Origin of the sequence: Streptomyces sp. GESEQ-4, assembly GCF_017948455.1 — a bacterium.
Classification (GTDB): domain Bacteria; phylum Actinomycetota; class Actinomycetes; order Streptomycetales; family Streptomycetaceae; genus Streptomyces.
In genome coordinates, this window is record NZ_JAFFSU010000003.1 from 126,478 (window position 1) to 151,125 (window position 24,648).

The following is a 24,648-nucleotide window of genomic DNA, read 5'->3' on the forward strand; positions in this document are numbered from 1 at the left end:
GGGCGCGCGTCGGGGAACTCACCGTGCGCCGGGACCGGTCCACGCCATCAGGTTTGCGAACAGCTCGGCCTGTTCGATCGCGTCGTCCAGCGCATGGTGCGTGTGCCGGCGTCGCGACAGCAGCTCACGCGGCATGGTCCCCTTGGCCACCGCCCTGAGCGGCAGCCCGGCCTTCGTCGCGTACAGCGTCTTCATGTCCAGGCAGCCGGAGTGCCCGAAGGGGCTCGCGCCGGTGAAGCGGATCAGGTACCAGTACAGGAACGTCCAGTCGTACGACGCCGGGTACCCGCACATCACCGGCTGCGCCCCGACGCTGACCTCGCGCACCCAGTCGCTGAACTCGGCGAGGGCGGTGGCCGGTTCACCGCCCTCCCGCTCGAGGCGCTCCCGGTCCAGCCCGCTCACGGCCAGCGCCTCAGGCACGAACTCCGCACTGATCGGGCGCAGCTCCCGATAGAAGGTCCGCTCCACCGGATCGGCGGGCGTGAACCCGTCGGCGTCCTGCACTCCGGCCACCGCCGCGCCGAAGCTGAGCATGGAGTACGGACCGGGGATCGGGCCGTCCGCTTCGATGTCGACGGAGATGTAGAGGCTGGGTCTGGAACGTCGTGCACTCATGGAGTGGGAGCTTCCCAGGTGGCCGGGGATCCCGCATCCGGATTCCGCCGTTCTTGCCGCCGTCCGGGCAGTCACGGGAGTTTGCTGCCCTGCCGCGTGCGCAGCACGGCCGCCGCCAGTACCAACGCCCCCACCGCGATCACCGCCGCCACCTGGAACGCCAGCTGATACCCCTCCGCCGTGGCCGTCACCGAGTCCGCGCCCCCGGCGAGCAGTCCGTCCGTCCGGCTCGCCGCCAGTGTGGAGAGCACCGCGAGCCCCAGTGAACCTCCCACCACCTGCGTGGTGTTGAACAACCCGGAGGCCAGGCCGGCGTCCTCCTCGTGGGCTCCGGACATGGCGAGCCCGGTCAGCGCGGGCATCGCGGCGGCGAAGCCGGTGGCGAGCAGGAGGAGCGGCGGGAGTACGTCCGTGAAGTACGAGCCGTCCACGGGGGCGCGGCTGAGCAGGGCCATGCCCGCGACGATGAACGCCAGCCCGGTCAACAGGACCCGGTACGCGCCGTAGCGGCCGATGGTCCGCGCGGACAGGCCCAGCATCAGTACGCCGATCGCGACCGGCGCCGGCAAGAAGGCCGTGCCGGTGGCCAACTCGCCGTAGCCGAGAACCCGTTGGAGGTAGAGGGTGCCGATGAACTGGAAGCCGTACATGGTCGCGATCATCAGGATCTGGACGGCGTTCGCGCCGGTCAGCAGGCGGGAGGAGAAGAGGCGCAGCCGGAGCAGGGGGCGGGCGGCGCGGGCCTGGCGGAGCGTGAACGCCACGAACAGGGTGAGGGCGAGCGCGGCCAGGAGCAGGGTGGCGGTCAGGTCGCGGTCGCCGGAGCCGACGATGACGTACACCGTGAGCATCAGCGCGCCGGTGACCAGCGCCGCTCCCGGATAGTCGGCTCCCCGGCCCAGCCCCTCGCCCCGGTCCGGCGCCAGGACGCGCAGCGCCGCCAGCCATGCGGCCACGCCGATCGGCAGGTTGATCAGGAAGATCCAGTGCCAGCCGAGGGCCTGCGTCAGCGCCCCGCCGAGAAACGTGCCGAGCGCCCCGCCCGCCGCGCCGACCGCGCTGAACACCGCGATCGCGCGGGCCTGTTCACGCGGCTGCGGGAACAGCGCGACCAGCATGCCGAGGACGACGGCCGAGGTCATGGCCCCGCCCACCCCTTGCAGGGCACGCGCCGCGATCAACGCGCCCTGGCTGGTGGCGACCCCGCACAGCACGGAGGCCGCCGTGAAGACCGCGAGCCCCGCGGCGAACATCCGCTTGCGCCCCATCAGGTCACCGAGCCGGCCGGCCAGCAACAGCAGGCCGCCGAACGGAATCAGATAGGCGTTGACGACCCAGGCCAGGCCCGGACCGCTGTAACCCAGGTCGCTCTGGATCGCCGGCATGGCGACCGTGACGATATTGCCGTCGAGGATCGTCATCAGCGTCCCCGCACACAGCACGACGAGGGACGCCCAGCGGGAGTACGTTCGGGGTGGCGCGTGGGTGGGGCGCTCGGTCAGGGACGACATGGCGGTCCGGCCTCCGTATTCTCCGTGAGTCTCCGTGGGACCCATAGGTGCACGACTTGTAACGGGGGACATCGTGGGTGACCATGGAGGTGGGGGTAAGGAGGCAGTTCGATGTCCCAGAGGAACACCGGTGTTACCGTCCAGGTCGTGAACGCGCACGCGTGCCCGGTCCGCGAAGTTCTTGACAGGGTGGCGGGCAAATGGAGCGTCCAGATCCTGGTCGCCGCGGCGCACGGGCCGATCCGCTTCACCGAGTTGGAGCGCAGCATCGAGGGCATCAGCCGCCGCATGCTGACCCTGACGCTGCGCAACCTGGAGCGCGACGGCCTCGTCACCCGCACGGTCCACCCGACGGTGCCGCCCAAGGTGGAGTACGAACTCACGCAGGTCGCCCGCGAGTTGCACGAGACGCTGCAGAGCCTGACGGACTGGGCGGAGCGTAATCGCGTCTATATCGCAGAGTCCCGCGCGGCCTACGACACCGAGCACCGGCCGGAGTTGACGGACGCCTGAGGCCGACGGGGAGTGCGGCGCGGCTGTGGGCGGCGGTGGGACGCGACCGCCGCCGGCCACCGCAGCGGCTCGGTCAGAGACCGAACAGGCTCGGATCGGAGGCCAGTTCCTTGAACCGCTCCTGCGGTGCGGCGATCAGCTTGCGGGCCGTGAGGTCCAGCAGTCCGCCGACCGCCGTGATCTCGGCGGCCACCGTGCCGTCGGTCTTGCGGATGGTCTGTTCGATGCGGAAGGTCTTCCCCTCGCCCCAGACGAAGGCGCAGGTCACCTCGACCTCGTCGCCCGCGACCAGCTCCCGCCGGTAACGGATGGTGGTCTCCAGCGCGACAGGACCCACGCCCTGGGCGATGAGGCCGGACTGAGTGATTCCGGCCTCCTTGAGCAGCGACCAGCGGGCGTGCTCCGCGTAGTTGACGTACACGGCCTGATTGAGGTGACCCTGCACGTCGGTCTCGTACCCGCGGACGGTCACCCGGACGGAAAACGGCTCGCTCACGGTTTTCCCTTCACGTACTCGGCATCACGGCATCGTCGATGTTCTGATCGATCTTGGCATGCCCATACTCCTCTTCACGCCCGGCGCGGGGACGCCAGCAGATACCGGACCCTCGTGCGCGGCTCGGTGTACTCGCCGGCCTGCCAGCCCGCCTTCTCCAACGTCGCCGCGCAGGCGCGCAGCGCGTCGACGTCCGGTTCGTAGACGGCGACGGCCTCCGGCTGCGGGGTCGCGATCACGCGGTAACCGGGGGAGTCCAGCCCGGCGGGGCGATGCCCGGCCGCTTCCAGGGCGAGGGCGGCGGCCTGCACCAGATGGCCGCGTTCCCAGCCGCACGGCCGGTCGGTGGCGCCGTCCGGGTTGGTCATCCGGCGCAGCTCGAGCAGCCCCGTCCAGGCGCTGTGCACTTCACGGACGCGGGAGGGGTCCGTTTCCGGCACGTCCTCCTCGCCGCCGACGCGGGCGGCGAAGACCCCGGTCGCCGGCGGGGGTGTCCGGACGGTCGGCTCCGGAGCGGCCTCGGGCTCCTCCTCCCGTATCCGATGCCCCGCCGGTGTCAGAAAGTGATCGTGCGGAGGCCGCGGATGCCGGAAGGCCAGCCCCCGCTTCACCAGCGCCGCCAGCTGCGCCTCCGTGCCCCTGAGCCGCCCGGTCACCGGATCGGCGCCGTCGATGACACGCCGCTGCGCGGCGGTCGGCGGTCGTGTCATGACGTACTCCTCCCCGGTCCTCTCCTCAGTCTCCGACCTCTCGGTCGGCCCATTCGAAGACTACGACCCGGGTCTGACACTCAGGCAGTGCCGGACCAGCAGAAGATCACCCAGGCCTCACAGGCCATGGGCCCACCGTTCCAGCCGCGCGAACTCGGCCTCCCGAAGTCCCCGGCGCGGGTCGATCCGCAGCAGTAGCGCGGGCCCGTCGTGGTGCTCGGCGACATGCCGTACGTCCAGTTCGGTGACCATGTCGTCGACCCAGACGAACGGCCGCCCGGCCGCCCACTCCACGACCCGCCGCGTCTTCCAGTACAGCCCGTCGGGGTCCTTGGCGAACAGGTCCGTGAACTCGATGACCGGCAGATCCCCCGGCAGCCCGATCACCGGCGCGATCATCTCGTTGGCCTCGTGCATCCAGGTCGTCGCCCAGGCCAGCTCGTACGGCAGAGCCAGCAGCCGCGCCCCGTGCCCGGGATGCAGCCGCACCCGAAGCCCCCGCCGCAGCCGCCACGACCCCGGCACCTGCCGGGCCGACCAGTTCGCGGGACGCAGGCGACGTGTCACGTAGCCCCGGTGCCGGGTGAACACGGCGCGGTACGGGTTGAGGGGGCCGTCGACGTCGAGAAGGAGCAGGGGGCGGTCGCTCATGGGAGGCGACCTACCCGGCCGCTACTGCCGATACCCGCTGAGAAACCGCCCGATCCGCCCGATCGCCGCCTCCAGGTCCTCCGCGTGCGGGAGGGTGAGGATGCGGAAGTGGTCGGGGGTGGGCCAGTTGAAGCCGGTGCCCTGGACCACCTGGATCTTCTCCCGGAGCAGCAGGTCGAGGACGAACTTCTCGTCGTCGTGGATCTTGTGGACGGACGGGTCCAGGCGGGGGAAGGCGTACAGCGCGCCCTTCGGCTTCACGCACGACACACCCGGGATCTCGTTGAGCTTCTCCCAGGCCACGTCGCGCTGTTCGCGCAGGCGCCCGCCCGGCGTGGTGAGATCGCGGATGGACTGCCGGCCGCCGAGCGCCGCCTGAATCGCGTACTGGGCGGGCGCGTTGGCGCACAGCCGCATGGAGGCCAGCATGGTCAGGCCCTCCAGGTAATCGCGCGCGTGCTGCCTCGGGCCCGTCACCACCAGCCAGCCGGAGCGGAAGCCCGCCACGCGGTACGTCTTCGACAGGCCGCAGAACGTCAGGACCACCAGGTCGGGCGCGAGCGCCGCGGTCGAGTGGTGCACGGCGTCGTCGTACAGGATCTGGTCGTAGATCTCGTCGGCGAAGACCATCAGGCCGTGCCGGCGAGCGAGGTCGAGGATGCCCTCGATGATCTCCTTGGGGTACACCGCGCCGGTGGGGTTGTTCGGGTTGATGATGACGACGGCCTTGGTGCGGTCGGTGATCTTCGCCGCCATGTCGTCCAGGTCCGGGTACCAGTCGGCCTGTTCGTCGCAGAGGTAGTGAACCGCCTTGCCTCCGGCGAGCGTTGTGACCGCCGTCCAGAGGGGGAAGTCGGGCGCGGGGATGAGGACCTCGTCGCCGTCCTCCACCAGTGCCTGTACGGCCATCGAGACCAGCTCGGACACGCCGTTGCCGAGGAAGACGTCGTCGACGCCGACCTCCAGGCCGAGGGTCTGATAGCGCCCCGCCACGGCCCGGCGGGCGGACAGGATGCCGCGTGAGTCCGTGTAGCCGTGCGCCTGCGGGAGCATCCGGATCATGTCCTGGAGGATCTCCTCGGGCGCCTCGAAGCCGAAGAGCGCGGGGTTGCCGGTGTTCAGGCGCAGCACGCTGTGGCCGGCCTCCTCCAGCGCGTTGGCGTGTTCGATCACCGGGCCGCGGATCTCGTAACAGACCTCGCTGAGCTTGCTCGACTGCCGGAACTCCATGCGCCCCTCCGGTATCTGGTGTTGCTTGGTTTTACCAAGTGTGAGCTTGGAAAGTCCAATGACACGTCTAGACTGCGTCGCATGTCACCTCGCCGAAGCTACGACCAGTACTGTTCCGCCGCCCGGGCGCTCGACCTCGTCGGCGACCGCTGGACCCTGCTGATCGTCCGGGAGCTGCTGGCCGGTCCCCGCCGCTACACCGACCTGCACGCGGATCTGCCGGGCGTCAGCACGGACGTACTCGCCTCGCGGCTGAAGGACATGGAGCGCGACGGGCTGACGACGCGCCGGCGCCTGCCCCCGCCGGGTGCCGCGTATGTGTACGAACTCACTGGACGGGGGAGGGAGTTGCTGCCGGTCCTCCAGGCTCTGGGCACCTGGGGACAGGCCGAGCTGGGCGAGCGGCGGCCCACCGACGCCGTACGGGCGCACTGGTTCGCGCTGCCCCTGCTGCGGTCCCTCGAAGGCCAGGGAGTGGTCGAAGTCCGGTTGGAGGAAGGCGAGTTCCATGTGTACGTCGGGGCCGAGGAGGGGCCCGTGTACGGCGAAGGACCCGCGCCCGTGGAACCCGACGCCCGGATGGTCCTCGACGCCGGTACGTGGGAGGCGGTCGGGCGGGGCGAGTCGAGCCTGGCGGACGCGGTACGCGACGGCCGTATCACCGTGACCGGCGAGGGGACGCTGGCCAAGGCGCTGCGGGAGGCATGAGGGGCGCAGGGGGCCGCCGCTAGCTGACGGTCTCCCACCGCAAGGGGTTCGGGAGCCCGGCCCACTGATCACCGGGCGTCCCCGGCGACAGCCGCATCAGCGTCAGCGCCTTCGTGGGCAGCGGTTCCTCGAGCAGTGCGACGAGATCCGGGGTGCGCGGCAGATCCCGTACGGCCGTCTCCAGCGCCGCGCGCAACGCCGGACCCGAACCCGCCGTGCCGGCCAGCGCCCCGGCCACCAGCGAGCCGAACAGCTTGCGCCGCAGCGTCGTCTCGTCGTCCGTGACGACCCGTCCGGTCAGCTCCGGTAGCGGGATGCCGTGCCGGGCCAGCCGGGCGGGGCTGACGCGGATGTCGGCGAGGTCGCGGTAGACCAGCCGCAGCGGTGCGCCCGTCGGGGACAGCACCACGAGGAGGTTCTGGCCGTGCGCCTCGAGGGCCACACCCAGCTCCAGCAGGCGCAGGCCCACGGTGAGCGCCAGCCGTGCGAAGTCGGCCAGCCAGGCGGGGGAGCGGGGCAGTTCGGTGGTGGCGAGCGCGGCCACCGGTACGACCCGCTCGCCGCGCTCCTGGTCGCCGTACACCTGGGGTGACTCCCGCACCACGGCGGCCAGGTCGGGGGAGTGGGCGGTGATCGCGCCGATCGTGCGGGTGGTGTGCAGCAGACCGTCCGTGTGCGCCGCCATCCGCTCGGCGAACGCCGACAGGATCGCCGACGTCGAGATCGACCACTGCGAGATGTCCCGCACCGAGGACGTCAGCCGGGTGCTCAGCGCCGTCTTGACGTGCGGGCCGCCGACGCCGGGCAGGGCGAGGGTGCGCAGGGACATCAGCGGATGCGCGACGGCGTCCAGGTCGAGGGGGCGCTTGAGGACGTGCTCCGCCTGCCAGGGATGCACCGGGATCAGCAGCCGCTCCCCGTCCCGCATACGGTCCGGCCACTCGCCCGTCACCAGGCACTCCCGCGCCCCGACCGGAATCAGCCCCAGCCGTACATGAGAGCTGTGCTCGGGGCCGTACGCCAGCTGCTCCTCCACCGAAAAGCCGGGCCGGGAACGGCAGTTGGGGTGGAACGGATGCCCGTCGACCACCCGCCGCTGCTCCCACTCCCAGTCACTGTCGGGCCACTCCTTCGGGCGGCCCTTCTGCCCGGCCCGGGACAGCGCCAACGACGCCGCGCTGTGCGCGAGCTCGGAGGCGAAGTACGCCCCGTGCGGTACCGCGAGCCCCGTCATCAGCCGGGCCGGATCGTCGTACGACACCCCGTCGAGCCGTACGGCGGTGACGTACGCGGAAGTGGCGTACGGGTCGGCGACCGGGCCGTGCAGCCGCCGCCCGTCGGACAGCCGCAGCACACCCGGCCCGCGCTCGGCGATCCACGGCAGCGGCTCATGGGCCAGCGCCCGCCACAGCCGGGTCAGCACGGCCGCCCGCGCGCCGGGCAGCTCGGCCGTGTACCGCGACACGAGATCGGGGCGTACGACGGCCAGCTCGTCGGCGACCTCGGCCTCGACGGTGGGGGGACGATGCACAGGCGGGCTCCTAAGCTTGCGGGCAGGGCGTCACGACGGGGGCGTGACGACAGACATACTGATCGTCTCCCGCCCGAACGGACCGTAGGGAACAAGTGGACCGCCTGGACCCCATGCCCCCGCCCGCCGCCGACGACCCGTCGGCACGCGCTGACGCGTATGCGGCGGCCCCGCTGCTGAACTGCCTGCTGCGCGAGGTGGCCGGGCGGGTACCCGGCGAGCGGCGGGTGTACCGGCTGCCCGGTCTGGACCGCCTGCTGCGGGTGCGGGGCGAACGCCGCCCCACAGAGCCCGAGTTGTACGTCGGCGGCACCTGGCAGCGACTCGGCCACCCCGAGCTGGTGAAGCTCGTCGCCGAGGAGCTCACCCGGCACACGGGCCTGTCCAACCACGAACTCCCCGCCGAGATGACCGACAGCCGTGACGCCGTGGCCGCCCTGCTCACCGCGCGGGCCCGCGCGACCGCGCCCGACGACCCGTATCTGCGCTCCGAGCAGTCCCTGATCACCGGCCACCCCTATCACCCCGCCCCCAAGGCACGCGGCGGCGGCCCGGCCACCGGCTGGCTGCCGTACGCCCCCGAAGCCCACGCCGCCTTCCCGCTGGTGCTGCTCGGCGTACGCGAGGACTCGGTCGTCGAGGAGGGCGACACCACCGCCCTCGACACCCTGGGCGAGGCGCCGCCCGGCTACCGGCTGCTGCCCGCCCACCCCTGGCAGCTCGACCTCGTCGGCCACGACCTCGCCCCGGCCTTCGCGGACGGCCGGCTGATCCGGCTGGGCACGACCACATTCCCGGCCTGCCCCACAGCCGCGATCCGCACGGTCTACGCCCCCGACCGCGACCTCTTCCTGAAGTTCAGCCTCGATGTGCGCATCACCAACGACGTACGCCGGCTCTGGCGCCACGACCTGCTGAAACTGCGCCGCACCGACACGGCCGTGACGCAGGCCTTCGCCGCGATCGACGGCCCCGCGGCCTGGCTGGCCGACCGCGGCTACCGCACCGCCGGCTTCGCCTTCGAGGAACTCGCCATCCTGGTCCGCGATGGACTGCGTGCGCACGTGGTGCCCGGAGCGACCCCGCTGCTCGCCTCCGGACTCGTCGAGGGCTTCGCGGGCAGCCCGCTCGACGGCAGCGACGATCCGGCGGGCTGGTGGGAGGCCTATCTGCGCCAGGTGGTCCCACCGGTGCTGGCCGCCTTCGCCGACCACGGCGTCGTACTCGAGGCGCATCTGCAGAACACGCTGGTCGCCGTCGACGCCGACGGCACACCCGTGCAGGCGCTGTTCCGGGACGCCGAGGGCGTGAAGCTGCTGGCGGACGTATCGCGGGCTGCCGGGTGGGAGCGGCTGGTGTACTGCCTGGTCGTCAATCACCTGTGCGAGATCGCCGCGGCCCTCGCGGAACGCCACCCCGGCCTCGACCCCTGGCCCGCCGTACGCACCGAACTGTCCCGGCACGACCTCCCCGAGACCGCCGCCCTGCTCACCGCCCCCACCCTTCCCGGCAAGACGAACCTGCTCCTGCGCTGGACGGGCGCGGACGGGGCGGACGCCCGCTACCTGCCCCTGCCGAACCCGCTGGCCGTCTCGGCGCGTCGTGGATCACAACGGAAGGGATGAGTCGGAGGCCAGGGTCATCTCCGTACCCTCTCGTGTGACTGTCGGGTGGTGTTCTCGCACGATCAGGGCCGCCGTGTTCGCGGCCGTCTGCGTGCTGCTCATCGCCCTGGGGCACGTCATGATGTCGGGGACCGGGGTGCCCTGGTGGGCGATCGTCGCGGGTGCGGCGGTGACCGGCGGCACGGCCTGGCGGCTGGCAGGCCGGGAACGCGGGCCGGTCCCGGTCGGCGCCTTCACTGTCGGCGCCCAGGTCGTACTCCACGTGTCGTTCTCGCTCGCCCAGGCTTCCCATGGGGTCGATGGAGTCGATGGACCACGCGGGGGCCGCGCATTCCCTGGATCACGGCATCGGTGGCATGTACTCCACCAGCATGTCCTCCACCGGCATGCTCGCCGCCCACCTGCTGGCCGCGCTGCTGTGCGGCCTGTGGCTCGCGCACGGCGAACGCGCCGCCTTCCGCGTCCTGCGGGCGCTCGCCGGCCGGCTCGTCGCCCCGCTGCGTCTGATCCTCCGGCCGCCCGCGCCACCGCACCGCCCACGCATCCGGTCCCGCCGGGCCCGTACGGGCCACGGGCTGCGGCAACTCCTTCTCACCCACGCGATCACGACTCGGGGACCGCCCGCGGGGACCGCTGTCGCCTGACGACAGCAGGTATGCAGAGGCCCGTCCACACGGACGTCGAGCCGTCGGCTCCCCGCATCGGAACTACTAGGGAGTTCTCAGCGCATCGCCCCACCCTGGGACGCAGCCTGCGCCGCACCGGCGCCCTCACCGCGTTCGCGTTTACGACGACGGCCGGGTCGACCGCTGGATAGAGCTGGAGGAACCTGCCGACGGTCACAGCCACGATGACGGGCATCCCGCGCCCCGCCTGGAACTGAAGCCGGCCGCACCCGGCGCGAAGCTCGTCAGCCCCAGCCCCACGGAGGAGCCCACAACCGCCGCGGGCGAGTCGACGACCGGGACTTCGGCGCCGTCGGCGGAGCCCGCGGCGAACAGCACGGACGGGGACGACGGCATGTCGATCGCCGTACCCATCGGCATCGGGGCAGCTGTCCTCCTGCTCGGCGGCGGCGCGTGGTGGCTTCGGAGCCGTAGCCGTCGGAGGGCACGCATTGCCGAGTGCAGGTGGACGGGCGCCGGGTACTCCCGCTGGCGTATGCGCCCGGGTGGTCGCGCTCATACGGTGTGGAGGTGACGACCTTCGACCGTCTGCCCGCGCGGCTGCGGGCCCTGCCGCCGGTTGCCGTGGACGTGCTCGTGGTGGGCGTGGTCGGGATGTTCACCGGGCCGGACGCGGCGGTGAACGAGCCGGAGTACCGGCAGGCGGACTGGCTGACCTGGCTGCTGCTGGCCGTCTCGTTGCTGGCGCTGCTGTGGCGGCGGCGGTGGCCCGTGCCGGTCGCCGTGGTCACCGGGGCGGCGTGTGCCGGCTGGGCGCTGCACGGGCACATCGGGGAGCTGCTGAATCTGCCGACGATCGTGGCGCTGTACACGGTCGCCGTGCAGGGCGACCGGCGGCGCACCCTGTGGACCGGGCTGGCCGCCGCGCTCACGTCGGGTGTGGTCGCGCTGTGGGTCGGCAAGGACGTGGTGAACCCGCAGGGGCTGCCGGTGCTGGAGATGCTCTGGCCGCTGGTGCCGCTGTTGCTCGGCGAAGTGGTCCGCACGCGGCGGCAGTTGCTCGACGAGTACGCCGCCCGCGCCGCCCGCGCCGAAGCGGACCGCGAGCGGGAGGCGGCCCGCCGGGTCCGGGAGGAGCGGGTGCGGATCGCGCGCGAGCTGCACGACATCGTCGCGCACACGGTCACCGCGATGACCGTCCAGGCGGGCGTGGCCCTGGAGACCTTCGACGTGCGGCCGGACATGGCCCGCCAGGCGATGCGGCAGGTCCGGGACTCGGGCAAGGGGGCGGTACGGGAGCTGCGGGCCACCGTCACCGTGCTGCGGGAACCGGAGGGCGAGGACGACCCGGTGGAGCCGGCGCCGGGCATCGAACGGCTCGGCGAGCTGGTCGACCGGTTCGCGGGCGGCGGCATCGAGCTCACGCTCCGCGAGGAAGGGGCGTCGGACGGTGTGCCGTCGGTGGTGGGGCTGGCCGCGTACCGCATCGTCCAGGAGGCTCTGACGAACGTCGTCAAGCACTCCCGTGCCCGGCACGCGGCGGTCTCCGTCGTCCGGCAGGACGGCAGGCTCGCGGTGGAAGTCATCGACGACGGACTGCCGTCACCGCCACCGGAAGAGGGCGGTTTCGGTCTGGTCGGTATGCGGGAGCGCGCGGTGGCGGCCGGGGGCACGATCGACTACGGGCCGGTATCCGGCGGGGGGTTCCGCGTCCGAGCGGTCCTTCCGACCGGCGAGAACGGAGAAGGACGATGACCGTACGCGTGGTGCTCGCGGACGACCAGACCGTCGTCCGCGCCGGTTTCCGCGCTCTGCTGGATCTCACCGCCGACCTGGTCGTGGTCGCCGAGGCGGCCGACGGCGCCCAGGCCGTCGAAGCCGTACGGCTGACCCGGCCGGACGTCGTCCTGATGGACATCCGCATGCCCGGCGTCGACGGCATCGAGGCCACCCGCCGTATCGCGGCCGACGCCGCGCTGGACGGCGTACGCGTGGTCATGCTCACCACGTACCAGGTCGACGCCTATGTCTTCGAGGCGCTTCGGCACGGCGCGGCCGGTTTCCTGCTGAAGGACATCGAGCCGGACGAACTCCGGGCGGCGATCCGCACGGTCGCCGCCGGGCAGAGCCTCCTCGCGCCCGCCGTCACGCGCGCGGTGGTGGAGGAGTTCGCCCGGCTCAAGGGCCCGGAGGCGGCCGGCGCCGAACGCCTCGCCGTGCTAACCGAGCGGGAACGGGAGGTCATGGCGCTGGTCGCGACCGGGCTGAGCAACGAGGAGATCGGCAGGCGGCTGCTGATGAGCCCGCTCACCGCCAAGACCCACGTGAGCCGCGCGATGACCAAGCTGAGGGCACGGGACCGCGCCCAACTGGTGGTGCTGGCCTACGAGACGGGGCTGGTCAGGGCCGGAGAGCGGTGACCCTGCTCCGCCGGGAGTAGCTGCCGACTCCCGGCAGCGGATGCCAGCAACGCCCCCGCTTCCTACCGTCGCTCTTGCTCGCGGCCGGAACGCCGCGCAAGCGAGACGTATGACGACGGCGCACGTACACACCCTTGTACGAAAGGAGACTTCGCCATGTCGTGGAGCCCCGCCCGTTTACGCCTGCTCCTCGCCTTCGTCATCGCCGACCTGCTGCTGTTGCTGGTGGTGTCCGAAGCCGACGCGGCCCCCGCACCGCACGGCGCGCGAGTCGTCGCCGAGAAGCAGGCGGGCAACCGCCTCGTCGACCTCACGATCGACTCCCCCGCACTCGGCCGCACCGCCAAGGTCCGTCTGCTGACACCGGACGGCTGGGAGCAGCGCCGCCACGGGGCGAGCTGGCCGACGCTGTATCTCCTGGTCGGCGGCGACGGCAACTACCGAGCCTGGACCGAGGACTACCACTCCGGCATCCAGGACGTACCCGAACTGCGCGACGTCCTTGTCGTCATGCCCGAGATGCCGCTCTTCGGCTTCTACAGCGACTGGTTCAACGCCGGTGCGGGCGGTCCGCCCGCCGTGGAGACCTTCCACCTGGAGGAGGTGCGCCCGCTGCTGGAGCGCCACTACGGCGCGGGTACCCGTCGTGCGGCCGCCGGGGAGTCGCAGGGCGGGTTCGGCGCCCTCTCGTACGCCGCCCGGCACCCGGGGCTGTTCCGGGCGGTGGCCAGCTACAGCGGCTTCGTCCACCCCCTCCAGCACCCGCACGCCATCCGGGCCGCCATGGCGTACCTGGGCCTGGACTGGAAGGCCCTGTGGGGCGACCCGGTCGCCCAGCGCACCAACTGGCAGGCGCACGACCCCTATTACCTGGCCCACCGACTGCGCACCACACCCGTCCACCTCTCCAGCGGCGACGGCACGGCAGGCGCACTCGACCCGCCGGGCACGGAGCCCGACCCGGAGATCCCCGGACTGGAGGACCCGGCCGACCCGTTCCCCGAGGAGGCGATCTCCCCGACGGAGACACTCATGTACCGCGAGTCCCGGGCCTTGGCCGACCGCCTGTCCGCCCTCGGAGCCCCGGTGACGACGCACTTCTACGCCGGCACACACTCCCCGCCGTACTGGGTGCGCGAGTTCCACCGTTCGCTGCCGATGCTGCTGGGGGCCCTGCGTGAATGCTCAGGAGAATCTCATCCGCTCCCCATGGTGAAACCAGGGAGTGGCCACAGTATGGTCAAGCCTTCAACAGGAGGGTGAGGTTCCGCGCGGCCGGGGGGTCAAGGAGGCACGGCAATGGTCATGGTCGGATCGGTCGGTCCGGGAGTGCGCCGGGTGGCGCGCGGCGTGAGACGGCGCATACGCAGACTGGGCGAGCCTCCTGTGCCGCAGTCGGCGTATCGGCTCGTACCGGACCCGGTGTTCGTCCTGTCCTCCGTGCGCTCCGGCTCCACCCTGCTGCGGGTCCTGCTCAACAGCCATCCGCAGATCCGCGCCCCGCACGAGATGCACCTGCGCACGCTCTCCGTCGACCTGAACAAGCCGTACACCAAGAAGGCGATGTCCGAACTCGACCTGGACCAGCGTGAGCTGGAGTACCTGCTGTGGGACCGGGTGCTGCACCGCGAACTCGTGCGCAGCGGCAAGCAGGTCATCGTCGACAAGACACCCGGCAACGCGGGCGTCTGGGAGCGGCTGCACGAGGGCTGGCCCAAGGCCCGGTACATTTTCCTGCTGCGCCATCCCGCGTCGATGGTCAACTCACTGATCACCAACCGCCCCGACCGTGATCCGGACGCGACCGTGCGGGAAGTGCGCGGCTACGTCGAGGCGGTCGAGGCGGCCCGCACCGCGCTGCCCGGTCTCACCGTCCGCTACGAGGATCTGACCGAGCGGCCCGAGGCGGTCACCCGGGAGATCTGCGCCTACCTCGGCGTTCCGTGGGCGCCGAGGATGCTCGACTACCGCAAGGGTGATCACGGCCCGTTCGTGCCGTACATCGGCGACTGGAGCGAGAACATCAAGTCCGGGAAGATCCAGAAAGCGCGAGCGCTGCCGGACGCGGCAGACGTACCGGCGCCGCTGCGCGACATCACGCGTGCCTGGGGGTATCCGTGTTGAGCGACATGTCCGACGTGAAGTGCCGATGTACCTGCCCGGGAGCGACGGTGTGGGTCACCGGGCCGACGGCCGCCGACCGGCGCGGTGCCGCCTACGCGCTCGCCGAACGGCTGCTGGCCGGACAGCGCCGGGTCGAGGTCCTCGACCGCCTCAACGACCATGACACGGACCCCGAACGCATCGGCCTGATGGCCGAGGTACTGGCCCGCAACGGCATCGTGGCGATCGTGCCGTGCGCCGAGGACGGCGTGACGGCGGTGCGTGAACGCCACGCGGCGAGCGGCACACGGTACGTCGAGGTGTGCGCCTCCGCGCCGGAGTGCGCGCAGAGCGCGGAGGCGGTCCACGACCTGCTGACCGGGCGACGCTGAGAATAATTCCGACACCGGCTGTCACGCTCGGTTACTATGCTCACTTCATGCCGGAGGCCGGAAGGACGTTTCGTTGAGAACGGTCACTGCGACCCGCTACGTCGAACCCCTCCGGTCCGGCGGCTCCGTCCCCGGCATCGTCGAGGCCGACGACCTGGGGACGTACGTCGTCAAGTTCACCGGCTCCGCGCAGGGCAAGAAGGCGCTGGTCGCCGAGGTGATCGTGGGTGAGCTGGCGCGGGCGCTCGGGCTGCGGTTCCCCGAGCTGGTGCTCGTGCGCTTCGACCCGGAGATCGCCGACGAAGAGCCCCATCAGGAGGTGCGGGAGCTGCACAGCGCCAGCGCCGGGATCAACCTCGGCATGGACTTCCTGCCGGGCGCGAAGGACTTCACGCCCGAGGTCGCCGAGACGTTCCGCGTGGACCCGCTGGAGGCGGGCCGGATCGTCTGGCTGGACGCACTGACTGTCAACGTCGACCGTACGGTCCACAGCTCGAACCTCATGATCTGGCCCACGCTCGGTGTCGCACCCCCGCGCCTGTGGCTGATCGACCACGGCGCCGCCCTCGTCTTCCACCACCGCTGGGACGCGACGGAACCGGAGAAGGCGTACGACTTCCGGCATCACGCGCTCGGGCACTACACGCCGGACGTGCGCGCGGCCGACGCCGAGCTGGCGCCGAAGGTGACGCGGGAGCTGTTGCGGGCGATCGCGGCCGAGGTCCCGGACGCCTGGCTGGCCGGAGAGGAGGGGTTCGCGACGCCGGACGACATCCGGACGGCGTACGTGGACTACCTCCACGCGCGCGGGGAAGCCTCCACTGCCTGGCTCCCCACGGACTTCCCCACCCGGGAGGAAGTCGCCGCCGAGCAGGCCCTGCGCGCGGCGAAGACACAGCGAGGCCGTCCGAAGTGGCTCAAGCAGGTCCCGGACCTGCACGGCAGACCGGCGGTGGAACAGGACGGGGCGGTACACATCCGATGACCCAGCGCGTACAGATCGAGTACTGCACCCAGTGCCGGTGGCTGCCCCGTGCGGCCTGGCTGGCGCAGGAGCTGCTGACGACCTTCGAGACCGAGCTGACCGAGCTGTCGCTCAAGCCCGGCACCGGCGGCGTCTTCGTCGTCCGCGTGAACGACGAGGTGGTCTGGGACCGCCGTGAGCAGGGCTTTCCCGAGCCGACGGCGGTCAAGCAGGCCGTACGCGACCGAGTGGCCCCGGACAAGCCCCTGGGCCACTCGGACAAACCTGCTTCCTGAGAGTCAGCCCTTGAGCCGCTCGTACGCGGGCAGCGTCAGGAAGTCCGCGTAGTCCTCGTCGAGGGCGACGGTGAGCAGCAGGTCGTGGGCCTGCTGCCAGTGCCCGGCCGCGAAGGCCTCCTCACCGATCTCGGCGCGGATGTTCGCCAGTTCCTCGGCGGCGACCTTGCGGGCCAGCTCCGGGGTGGCCTTCTCGCCGTTCTCGAACTCGACGCCGGCGTTGATCCACTGCCAGATCTGCGAGCGGGAGATCTCGGCGGTGGCCGCGTCCTCCATCAGATTGAAGATGGCGACCGCGCCGAGGCCGCGCAGCCAGGCCTCGATGTAACGGATGCCGACCTGGACGGCGTTGACCAGACCGTCGTACGTCGGCTTCGCCTTGAGCGAGTCGACCGCGATCAGGTCGGCCGCTTGGACGTCGACGTCCTCGCGCAGCCGGTCCTTCTGGTTCGGCTTGTCGCCGAGGACGGCGTCGAAGGAGGCCATGGCGATCGGGACGAGGTCGGGGTGGGCGACCCAGGAGCCGTCGAAGCCGTCGTTCGCCTCGCGGTCCTTGTCCGCCTTCACCTTCTCGAAGGCGACCTTGTTGACCTCCTCGTCGCGGCGGGACGGGATGAACGCCGCCATGCCGCCGATCGCGTGCGCGCCACGCTTGTGGCAGGTGCGGACGAGGAGTTCGGTGTACGCGCGCATGAACGGGGCGGTCATGGTGACCGCGTTGCGGTCCGGGAGGACGAACTTGGCGCCGCCGTCACGGAAGTTCTTCACGATGGAGAACAGGTAGTCCCAGCGGCCCGCGTTCAACCCCGAGGCGTGGTCGCGCAGTTCATAGAGGATCTCCTCCATCTCGTACGCGGCCGTGATCGTCTCGATCAGGACGGTCGCGCGGATGGTGCCCTGGGGGATGCCGACGTAGTTCTGAGCGAAGACGAACACGTCGTTCCAGAGGCGGGCCTCCAGGTGCGACTCCGTCTTGGGGAGGTAGAAGTACGGGCCCTTGCCGAGGTCGAGCAGACGCTGGGCGTTGTGGAAGAAGTAGAGACCGAAGTCGACGAGGGCGCCGGGGACTTGGCTGCCGTCCGGGGCGGTGAGGTGACGCTCGTTCAGATGCCAGCCGCGCGGGCGCATGACGACGGTCGCGAGCTCGTCCTCGGCCTTCAGGGCGTACGACTTGCCGGAGTTCGGGTCGGTGAAGTCGATGTTCCGGGTGTAGGCGTCGATCAGGTTGAGCTGGCCGAGGACCACGTTCTCCCAGGTCGGCGCGGAGGCGTCCTCGAAGTCGGCGAGCCAGACCCTGGCGCCCGAGTTGAGGGCGTTGATGGTCATCTTGCGGTCGGTGGGGCCGGTGATCTCCACGCGGCGGTCGTTCAGGGCCGCGGGGGAGGGGGCCACCTTCCACGAGTCGTCCGCGCGGATCGCGGCCGTCTCGGGGAGGAAGTCGAGCGTGGAGGTGCGGGCGATCTCGGCGCGGCGCTCCGCGCGGCGGGCGAGGAGCTCGTCACGCCGGGGCGTGAACCTCCGGTGCAGCTCGGCCACGAAGGCGAGGGCCGCTTCGGTGAGGACCTCCTCCTGCCGGGGCAGGGGCTCGGCGTCGACGATGGCCAGCGGGGACGGCGCTGGTGCGGACATGAGCTGTCACTTCCTTCAGCGGGCTGCTACGTGTGGCACGGGGTGCCAGGTTCCTCGGGTGCGGCTGACAGCGCCCGCGGGACGCCGGGGCGCTTCTGATCAGTGGATACTAGTTTCCTCATGGTGGAAGTTCAATGGTTTGTTGATGTCGAGATTCTCTGAATCGAGGCATGGTGGCGCTCGGTGCCACCATGCTCACTCAAGGTGGCTCAGGTCGCCTTCCGTGTCGATGTCGTACGCCTCCGCCACATCCCCGCACTCGACGAGCGTGATCTCCTCCTCGTGCGCCTTCAGGTAGGCGCGCGCCCCGCGGTCCCCGGTCGCCGTGGCCGCGATGTCGGCCCAGTGGGCGGCGCCGAACAGGACCGGATGTCCGCGTACCCCGTCGTAGGCGGCCGAGACCAGCGACTCCTCGTCCGTGTAGGCGGCGAGCACCCGGGCGACCGCCTCCGGTCCGATGCCGGGCTGGTCGACGAGTGAGACGAGCGCGGCCGTCGCGGGGGTCCCGGCGAGCGAGTCGAGTCCGGCGCGCAGCGAGGAACCCATGCCCTGCTCCCACTCCGGGTTGTCCACGAGCACGCACCCCTCCAGACGCGCCCGTTCCCGTACGACCGCTGCCCGCGCCCCGAGCACCACATGGACGCGGGTGCACCCGGCCGCCCGCAGGACGCCGACCGCGTGTTCGACGAGGGGCCGGCCGCGGTGTTCGAGCAGTGCCTTGGGGCGTCCGCCGAGCCGTCGTCCGCCTCCCGCGGCGAGCAGCAGTCCGGTCACGGTGTCTTGCTTGTCCGTCATGCGTCCTGCATACCTGAGACAGGGGCGCGCGACGGCGTTCCGGAGACTGAATTTCGGTCCACGCGGTGGCGCGTCCCGCACCGGGTGGCGTTTACTGACCCGCGTCCCCCGGCGCCCGACAACCTTCCGGGGGTCCGGGCGCGATCACGACGTACAGGCGCACAACGGCGTGCGCGGGGGGAGAGCTGTGTTGCGGAGCTTGGGGCAGAGGCGGCAAGTGACCGGCAGCGACGAGGACCCGAGGGTGGCGGAACTGCGGACCGCGGTGTCCCGGCTGCGCCGCGAACTCGCCGCGCACCCCGCGGAGTTCCCTGACCGCGGCATCGCCGAGGACGAACTCGCTGCGCTCGCCGCGATGACGGTCAGCGGCAGCCCCGAAATCCCCCGCCTGCGCCGCTCGTTGCTGCTGATCGCCGGGGCGATCGGCTCCGTGAGCGCGCTGTCACCGGGGCTCACGCAGGTGCGCGACGCGGTGGATCTGTTCGGGGAACAGCGGCGGGGCCAGGGCTAGTTCACCGGCGGGTACGGGAACGGCCCCCGGTAACCCCCGGTGGCCCGGTGCTCGAACTGGTCGCAGAGCCAGGTCTCCTGGACGAACTCGGTGAGATCGCCCCAGATCGCGAAGATGCCCCGGGGGCCGTGCTTGCCCTCGACCAGGCGGTAGCGCTCCTTGACGTCACGGAAGCAGGCCAGGCCGGCCATGAGGCTGTGGCCCACCGGGGAGTAGTCGGACCAGGCGCAGGAGACGCAGGCCTTCAGCCGGGCCGCGCGCGGCAGCTTGCGCTGGATCTCGTGCAGCGCGTCCTCGAAGTCGTCCTGGCCGGCCGCGTTGCGGAACTCGTACCCGTCGAGGTGCAGGGTGGTGGTCAGCGCCTCTTCGTCCAGTCCGCGTCGCGGGCCCGCCGGATCCCCGAGCCGCAGGGCGCACCGCAGCAGTCCCGGGCGTACGCCGCTGCCCCTGACCTCCACGGGTATCGGCACCTCCCACTCCAGGAGGCAGGAGCACAGTGCCCCGTCGAAGAACGAGAAGGGCTGCTCGGGCGGCTCACCGCTCAGCGCGCCCAGATCGTCCATCGTGTCGCCCTCGAAGCGGACGCCCCTGATCGTCGTACGGATCAGTTCCCGGCCGTCGGTCTCGAAGACGATCTCCTCCGACCCGTGCCGGTCGGTGTACCGGCCGGGCAGGCGCTGCATTACGAGGCGTGGTTCTGGCTGGTGGCCAGTGCCTCGGACAGTTCGCCGGCGATCTGCTGGAGCACGGGTACGATCCGCTCCGTCGCCGTCTCGGTGACCCGCCCCGCCGGGCCGGAGATGGAAAGGGCCGCCGCGGTGGGGGAGTTGGGGACCGAGACCGCGAGGCAGCGCACGCCGATCTCCTGCTCGTTGTCGTCGACCGCGTAGCCGAGCCGTCGTACGTCGTCCAGGGCCGCGAGGAAGCCCTCCGGCGTGGTGATCGTCTTCTCCGTGGCGGCGGGCATGCCGGTGCGGGCGAGCAGGGCGCGCACCTCGTCGTCCGGCGTGTTCGCCAGCAGGGCCTTGCCCACGCCCGTGGAGTGCGGCAGCACGCGCCGGCCGACCTCGGTGAACATGCGCATCGAGTGCTTCGACGGCACCTGCGCCACGTACACGATCTCGTCGCCGTCGAGCAGCGCCATGTTCGCCGTCTCGCCGGTCTCCTCGACCAGGCGGGCGAGATAGGGGCGGGCCCAGGTGCCGAGCAGCCGGGAGGCGGACTCGCCGAGCCGGATCAGGCGGGGGCCCAGCGCATAGCGGCGGTTGGCCTGCTGGCGTACGTAACCGCAGGCCACCAGCGTGCGCATGAGGCGGTGGATGGTCGGCAGCGGCAGCCCGCTGCTGGCGGACAGCTCGCTCAGCCCGACCTCGCCGCCCGCGTCCGCCATGCGCTCGAGCAGATCGAAGGCGCGCTCGAGGGACTGGACCCCGCCCGTAGTGGACTTGGCGGAGTCGGTGGTGCTGGCGCTGGACGTCGGCACGGCGCGTTCCTTTCGGGACTGGCGGCCTTTTCGGGACAGGCAGGAAGAGCAGAAGCCTACCCGTCGGTCGGTTGACTCCCCGCTTGTGCGTAGCTACGTTCTGCTTGCCGGAACTGTAATTCCACTTTGTGGAAACGTCCAGAGTACGGCCGTGGGGTGCACTGTGGAGAAGTGTGCCCTTGACGGCGCGGGAGCGGGAGACGAGACTCCTTCAACAGAAAGTTGAATTCCGTTACGCGGAAGTAAACGGCGGCAGAGAGGGGTCCGGGTGTCCGACGCTGAACTGGTGCTGCGCTCGACGCGCGTCATCACCCGGGAGGGGACGCGGGCCGCCTCGGTCGCGGTCGCCGCCGGCAAGATCACGGCCGTACTCCCGTACGACGCCGAAGTCCCGTCCGGCGCCCGCCTTGAGGACTTCGGCGACGACGTCCTGCTGCCCGGCCTGGTCGACACCCACGTGCACGTCAACGACCCCGGCCGCACCGAGTGGGAGGGCTTCTGGACCGCCACGCGCGCCGCGGCCGCCGGCGGCATCACCACCCTCGTCGACATGCCGCTCAACTCCCTGCCGCCGACCACGACGGTCGAGAACCTCCGTACGAAGCAGAAGGTGGCCGCCGACAAGGCGCACATCGACGTCGGCTTCTGGGGCGGCGCCCTGCCCGACAACGTCACGGACCTGCGCCCGCTGCACGACACCGGGGTCTTCGGCTTCAAGGCGTTCCTGTCCCCGTCCGGCGTGGACGAGTTCCCGCACCTCGACCAGGAGCAACTCGCCCGGTCCCTGGCCGAGATCGCCTCCTTCGGCGGCCTGCTGATCGTGCACGCCGAGGACCCGCACCACCTCTCCGCGGCCCCGCAGCACGGCGGCCCGAAGTACGCGCACTTCCTCGCCTCACGCCCGCGCGACGCCGAGGACACGGCGATCGCCCAGCTGATCGCCCAGGCCAAGCGCCTGGACGCGCGCGTGCATGTGCTGCACCTGTCGTCGAGCGACGCGCTGCCGCTGATCGCCGAGGCCAAGGCGGAGGGCGTCCGTCTCACCGTGGAGACCTGCCCGCACTATCTGACGTTGACCGCCGAGGAAGTCCCGGACGGGGCCAGCGAGTTCAAGTGCTGCCCGCCCATCCGTGAGGCCGCCAACCAGGACCTGTTGTGGCAGGCGCTGGCCGACGGCACGATCGACTGCGTGGTCACCGACCACTCGCCGTCCACGGCCGACCTGAAGACCGACGACTTCGCGACGGCGTGGGGCGGCATCTCGGGCCTGCAGCTGAGCCTGGCGGCGGTGTGGACGGAGGCACGCAGGCGCGGTCACGGCCTGGAGGACGTCGTCCGCTGGATGTCCGAGCGGACTGCTCAGCTCGTCGGCCTCGGCCAGAAGGGCGCCATCGAGGCCGGCCGCGACGCCGACTTCGCGGTCCTCGCACCCGACGCGACGTTCACCGTGGACCCGGCGGCCCTCCAGCACCGCAACCGCGTCACGGCGTACGCGGGCAAGACCCTGTACGGCGTCGTCAGGTCCACCTGGCTGCGCGGCGAACGCATCGTGGCCGACGGCGAGTTCACGGACCCGAAGGGTCAACTCCTCACCCGCACCCCCTGATCGACCCCGCACCCGCAGCGGCCGACTCCCGAAAGGCAGACCTTGTGACGGCGACCCCGAGTTTCACCGGCGACGCGAACCCGTACGGAGGCGGTGACCCGTACGCGGACTACCGCACCGCCGACTTCCCCTTCACCCAGTACGCCAACCTCGCCGACCGGCAGCTCGGCGCCGGTGTCATCGCCGCCAACGACGAGTTCTTCGCCCAGCGCGAGAACCTGCTGGTGCCCGGGCGCGCCGAGTTCGACCCGGAGCACTTCGGGCACAAGGGCAAGATCATGGACGGCTGGGAGACGCGCCGCCGCCGCGGTGCCTCGGCCGACCATCCGTGGCCGACGGCCGAGGACCACGACTGGGCGCTGGTCCGCCTCGGCGCGCCCGGCGTGATCCGCGGGATCGTCGTCGACACGGCCCACTTCCGCGGCAACTACCCGCAGGCCGTGTCGATCGAGGGCACGGCGGTGGCGGGCTTCCCGTCCCCCGAGGAGCTGCTGGGCGACGACGTGAAGTGGACGACGCTGGTCCCGCGCACCGCGGTGGGCGGCCACGCGGCGAACGGCTTCGAGGTCTCCGTGGAACAGCGCTTCACGCACCTCCGCGTCAACCAGCACCCCGACGGCGGCATCGCCCGCCTGCGTGTGTACGGCGAGGTCGTCCCGGACCCGGCCTGGCTCGCCGTCCTGGGCACCTTCGACGTGGTCGCCCTGGAGAACGGCGGCCAGGCCGAGGACGCCTCCAACCTCTTCTACTCGCCCGCCACCAACACCATCCAGCCGGGCCGCTCCCGCAAGATGGACGACGGCTGGGAGACCCGCCGCCGCCGCGACCAGGGCAACGACTGGATCAGGTACCGGCTGGTGGCCCAGTCCCAGATCCGCGCGATCGAGATCGACACGGCGTATCTGAAGGGCAACAGCGCGGGCTGGGCGTCAGTATCGGTGAAGGACGGCGAGGAGGGCGAGTGGACGGAAGTCCTCCCGCGGACCCGCCTCCAACCCGACACCAACCACCGCTTCGTCCTGTCCGCCTCCGCCGTCGGCACGCACGCGCGCGTGGACATCTACCCCGACGGCGGCATCTCCCGCCTGCGGCTGCACGGCTCGCTGACGCAGCAGGGCGCTGCGGGGCTGGCGGCGCGACACCAGGAACTGGGCGGCTGAACTCCGCTACCGTGAACACCCCTTCTGCGGCAGGGGTGTTCACGGGGAGGCGTGATGGCGGTTCTGCTCTACTACCCGTTGGTGAAGCCACCGACGGAGGTCCTGCACCAGGCGCTGCTGTACTGGGACGGGATCGCCTCGGTCGTACCGCGGGAACGCGAGGTCTACGAGGCCGCGGTCTCGGCGGAGCTTAAGGAGCTGCGGGACCGGTCCCTGTACCGGCCGCTCCACTTCGACGAACGCTCGATGGACCTGCTGTACGACCAGAGCTACGTGCGCCCCGACGGCGGCGGCGACCTCGCTGCCGAGGTGCTGCGCCAGGAACTGCGCCGCATGGCGGACAGCTCTGACCGGCCCTCGCTGCCGTCGCCGCCGGAGGCCTACATCTACCGGTCGAAGCTCGGTCACCGGATGGAACGGGAGCTGCTGCGCCTCGGCCTCGCCGAGCGAGGGGAGGACCAGTGGTGGAGGCTCGCCGTACCGAAGCAGGTCCTGGAACTGATCATCGGAGTGCTGGCGCGCGAACTGGCCCTGGAGGGACCGGTCTCGTACGTCCCGTACACCGACCGCCGGGACGCGTACGACTGCTCGCTGCGCGACCCGGCCGAGCAAGGCCTGCGCGCGTACGAGACGGAACTAGGCGGGCTGCTCCCGGTCCCGGCCCCTGGCACTCCCACCGCCGACGTCCTCGCCTTCCGTGACCGGTACGCCGACGAGCGGCAGCGCCTGATGCGCGCCCTGCACCGACTGCTCGGCGATCTGCGGCGCGACTACGAACACCCCGCGGACGTCCTCTCCGAGCTGCGTCGCGAGATCGACCAGTCCGTGCAGGACTACCGCGGGGCCGCGAAGAGCAGCCGTATGGCCTGGGTGGAGCGGTCGGTGATGGTGACCGTCGCCCTGGGCGCGGCCGCCGGGAGCATGGTGGAACCCGGCCTGACCTGGGTCCTGGGCGCGGTCGGCGGCTACGCGCTGAACGTGGCCACCCGCGAGATCCGCCCGTTGACGAGAACCCGTGACGGCCACGACTTCAGCTACCTGCACCGGGTCAAGGAGACGCTGACGTGACG

General features: G+C 71.3%; 26 protein-coding genes and 1 pseudogene. 15 read left to right on the plus strand and 12 right to left on the minus strand.

Annotated features, from left to right (window positions below):
- Positions 1–18: 18 nt before the first annotated feature.
- A complete protein-coding gene (locus KCH48_RS08755) occupies positions 19–618 on the minus strand; it encodes a 3'-5' exoribonuclease domain-containing protein (protein ID WP_210571771.1) in 600 nt (199 codons plus the stop codon).
- A 71-nt stretch (positions 619–689) separates the two neighbouring features.
- On the minus strand, positions 690–2,129 hold the full coding sequence (locus KCH48_RS08760; RefSeq protein WP_282615126.1) for an MFS transporter: 1,440 nt from the start codon (positions 2,127–2,129) through the stop codon (positions 690–692).
- Between the two features lie 111 nt (positions 2,130–2,240).
- On the opposite strand from KCH48_RS08760, the gene KCH48_RS08765 reads away from it, so the two are divergent.
- Positions 2,241–2,642, plus strand: coding sequence for a helix-turn-helix domain-containing protein (locus tag KCH48_RS08765; RefSeq protein WP_210571772.1), 402 nt, complete (start codon positions 2,241–2,243; stop codon positions 2,640–2,642).
- Between the two features lie 73 nt (positions 2,643–2,715).
- On the opposite strand, the gene KCH48_RS08770 is transcribed toward KCH48_RS08765, so the two are convergent.
- From KCH48_RS08770 to KCH48_RS08785, 4 genes are all read right to left on the minus strand, one after another.
- Positions 2,716–3,138, minus strand: a complete 423-nt coding sequence (locus KCH48_RS08770; protein ID WP_210571773.1) for a thioesterase family protein — start codon at positions 3,136–3,138, stop codon at positions 2,716–2,718.
- A gap of 74 nt (positions 3,139–3,212) precedes the next feature.
- Complete coding sequence (locus tag KCH48_RS08775) at positions 3,213–3,848, minus strand: hypothetical protein (protein ID WP_210571774.1); 636 nt, start codon at positions 3,846–3,848, stop codon at positions 3,213–3,215.
- Positions 3,849–3,965: 117 nt separating this feature from the next.
- Complete coding sequence (locus KCH48_RS08780; protein WP_210571776.1) at positions 3,966–4,499, minus strand: HAD domain-containing protein; 534 nt, start codon at positions 4,497–4,499, stop codon at positions 3,966–3,968.
- A gap of 21 nt (positions 4,500–4,520) precedes the next feature.
- Positions 4,521–5,729: a pyridoxal phosphate-dependent aminotransferase gene (locus tag KCH48_RS08785; RefSeq protein ID WP_210571778.1), complete on the minus strand. Its 1,209-nt coding sequence runs from the start codon at positions 5,727–5,729 to the stop codon at positions 4,521–4,523.
- 81 nt (positions 5,730–5,810) lie between these two features.
- Between KCH48_RS08785 and KCH48_RS08790 the strand changes: the two genes are divergently transcribed.
- Positions 5,811–6,437 (plus strand): winged helix-turn-helix transcriptional regulator, encoded by a 627-nt coding sequence (locus tag KCH48_RS08790; RefSeq protein WP_210571780.1) that lies wholly within the window; start codon positions 5,811–5,813, stop codon positions 6,435–6,437.
- 19 nt (positions 6,438–6,456) lie between these two features.
- Here the strand turns inward: KCH48_RS08790 and KCH48_RS08795 are convergent, their stop codons facing one another.
- Positions 6,457–7,968 (minus strand): IucA/IucC family protein, encoded by a 1,512-nt coding sequence (locus KCH48_RS08795; RefSeq protein ID WP_210571782.1) that lies wholly within the window; start codon positions 7,966–7,968, stop codon positions 6,457–6,459.
- A 113-nt stretch (positions 7,969–8,081) separates the two neighbouring features.
- Between KCH48_RS08795 and KCH48_RS08800 the strand changes: the two genes are divergently transcribed.
- Positions 8,082–9,593, plus strand: a complete 1,512-nt coding sequence (locus tag KCH48_RS08800) for an IucA/IucC family siderophore biosynthesis protein (RefSeq protein WP_210572236.1) — start codon at positions 8,082–8,084, stop codon at positions 9,591–9,593.
- A gap of 34 nt (positions 9,594–9,627) precedes the next feature.
- Positions 9,628–10,237 (plus strand): annotated as a pseudogene (locus KCH48_RS08805) (hypothetical protein).
- A 195-nt stretch (positions 10,238–10,432) separates the two neighbouring features.
- On the opposite strand, the gene KCH48_RS08810 reads toward KCH48_RS08805, so the two are convergent.
- A complete protein-coding gene (locus KCH48_RS08810; protein ID WP_210571784.1) occupies positions 10,433–10,639 on the minus strand; it encodes a hypothetical protein in 207 nt (68 codons plus the stop codon).
- A gap of 150 nt (positions 10,640–10,789) precedes the next feature.
- Here KCH48_RS08810 and KCH48_RS08815 point away from each other — a divergent pair, with 150 nt between their 5' ends.
- The 7 genes from KCH48_RS08815 to KCH48_RS08845 all read left to right on the plus strand — a co-directional run bounded on the left by KCH48_RS08815 (position 10,790) and on the right by KCH48_RS08845 (position 16,394).
- Complete coding sequence (locus KCH48_RS08815; RefSeq protein WP_210571786.1) at positions 10,790–11,974, plus strand: sensor histidine kinase; 1,185 nt, start codon at positions 10,790–10,792, stop codon at positions 11,972–11,974.
- Positions 11,971–12,639: a response regulator transcription factor gene (locus KCH48_RS08820; protein ID WP_210571788.1), complete on the plus strand. Its 669-nt coding sequence runs from the start codon at positions 11,971–11,973 to the stop codon at positions 12,637–12,639. Before KCH48_RS08815 ends, KCH48_RS08820 begins: the two co-directional genes overlap by 4 nt.
- A 156-nt stretch (positions 12,640–12,795) precedes the next feature.
- Complete coding sequence (locus tag KCH48_RS08825; RefSeq protein ID WP_210571790.1) at positions 12,796–13,902, plus strand: alpha/beta hydrolase family protein; 1,107 nt, start codon at positions 12,796–12,798, stop codon at positions 13,900–13,902.
- 36 nt (positions 13,903–13,938) lie between these two features.
- Positions 13,939–14,763, plus strand: coding sequence for a sulfotransferase (locus tag KCH48_RS08830; protein WP_210571792.1), 825 nt, complete (start codon positions 13,939–13,941; stop codon positions 14,761–14,763).
- Between the two features lie 5 nt (positions 14,764–14,768).
- A complete protein-coding gene (locus tag KCH48_RS08835) occupies positions 14,769–15,134 on the plus strand; it encodes a hypothetical protein (RefSeq protein WP_210571794.1) in 366 nt (121 codons plus the stop codon).
- 73 nt (positions 15,135–15,207) lie between these two features.
- Positions 15,208–16,119 (plus strand): HipA family kinase, encoded by a 912-nt coding sequence (locus KCH48_RS08840; protein WP_210571796.1) that lies wholly within the window; start codon positions 15,208–15,210, stop codon positions 16,117–16,119.
- On the plus strand, positions 16,116–16,394 hold the full coding sequence (locus KCH48_RS08845; protein ID WP_210571799.1) for a SelT/SelW/SelH family protein: 279 nt from the start codon (positions 16,116–16,118) through the stop codon (positions 16,392–16,394). Before KCH48_RS08840 ends, KCH48_RS08845 begins: the two co-directional genes overlap by 4 nt.
- Positions 16,395–16,397: 3 nt before the next feature.
- Here the strand turns inward: KCH48_RS08845 and aceB are convergent, their stop codons facing one another.
- Together aceB and KCH48_RS08855 are read right to left on the minus strand one after the other, a co-directional pair.
- The gene (aceB, locus tag KCH48_RS08850; RefSeq protein WP_210571801.1) at positions 16,398–18,023 is read right to left on the minus strand and encodes a malate synthase A; all 1,626 of its coding nucleotides are present in this window, start codon (positions 18,021–18,023) and stop codon (positions 16,398–16,400) included.
- Positions 18,024–18,218: 195 nt separating this feature from the next.
- Positions 18,219–18,818, minus strand: coding sequence for an NTP transferase domain-containing protein (locus tag KCH48_RS08855; RefSeq protein WP_210571803.1), 600 nt, complete (start codon positions 18,816–18,818; stop codon positions 18,219–18,221).
- Positions 18,819–19,005: 187 nt separating this feature from the next.
- Here KCH48_RS08855 and KCH48_RS08860 point away from each other — a divergent pair, with 187 nt between their 5' ends.
- Positions 19,006–19,329: a DUF5955 family protein gene (locus KCH48_RS08860; protein ID WP_210571805.1), complete on the plus strand. Its 324-nt coding sequence runs from the start codon at positions 19,006–19,008 to the stop codon at positions 19,327–19,329.
- Here the strand turns inward: KCH48_RS08860 and KCH48_RS08865 are convergent.
- Positions 19,326–20,012, minus strand: a complete 687-nt coding sequence (locus KCH48_RS08865; RefSeq protein WP_210571807.1) for a DUF6304 family protein — start codon at positions 20,010–20,012, stop codon at positions 19,326–19,328. The two genes, KCH48_RS08860 and KCH48_RS08865, sit on opposite strands and share 4 nt — an antisense overlap.
- The gene (locus KCH48_RS08870; protein ID WP_210571808.1) at positions 20,012–20,812 is read right to left on the minus strand and encodes an IclR family transcriptional regulator; all 801 of its coding nucleotides are present in this window, start codon (positions 20,810–20,812) and stop codon (positions 20,012–20,014) included. The genes KCH48_RS08865 and KCH48_RS08870 overlap by 1 nt, the downstream gene beginning before the upstream one ends.
- 268 nt (positions 20,813–21,080) lie before the next feature.
- Between KCH48_RS08870 and allB the strand changes: the two genes are divergently transcribed.
- From allB to KCH48_RS08885, 3 genes are read left to right on the plus strand one after another with little or no spacing between them, the layout of a single operon-like run.
- On the plus strand, positions 21,081–22,418 hold the full coding sequence (gene allB / locus KCH48_RS08875) for an allantoinase AllB (RefSeq protein ID WP_210571809.1): 1,338 nt from the start codon (positions 21,081–21,083) through the stop codon (positions 22,416–22,418).
- A 44-nt stretch (positions 22,419–22,462) separates the two neighbouring features.
- Positions 22,463–23,578, plus strand: coding sequence for an allantoicase (gene alc, locus KCH48_RS08880; RefSeq protein ID WP_210571810.1), 1,116 nt, complete (start codon positions 22,463–22,465; stop codon positions 23,576–23,578).
- 54 nt (positions 23,579–23,632) lie between these two features.
- A complete protein-coding gene (locus tag KCH48_RS08885; protein ID WP_210571811.1) occupies positions 23,633–24,646 on the plus strand; it encodes a hypothetical protein in 1,014 nt (337 codons plus the stop codon).
- The last annotated feature ends 2 nt before the right edge of the window (positions 24,647–24,648 follow it).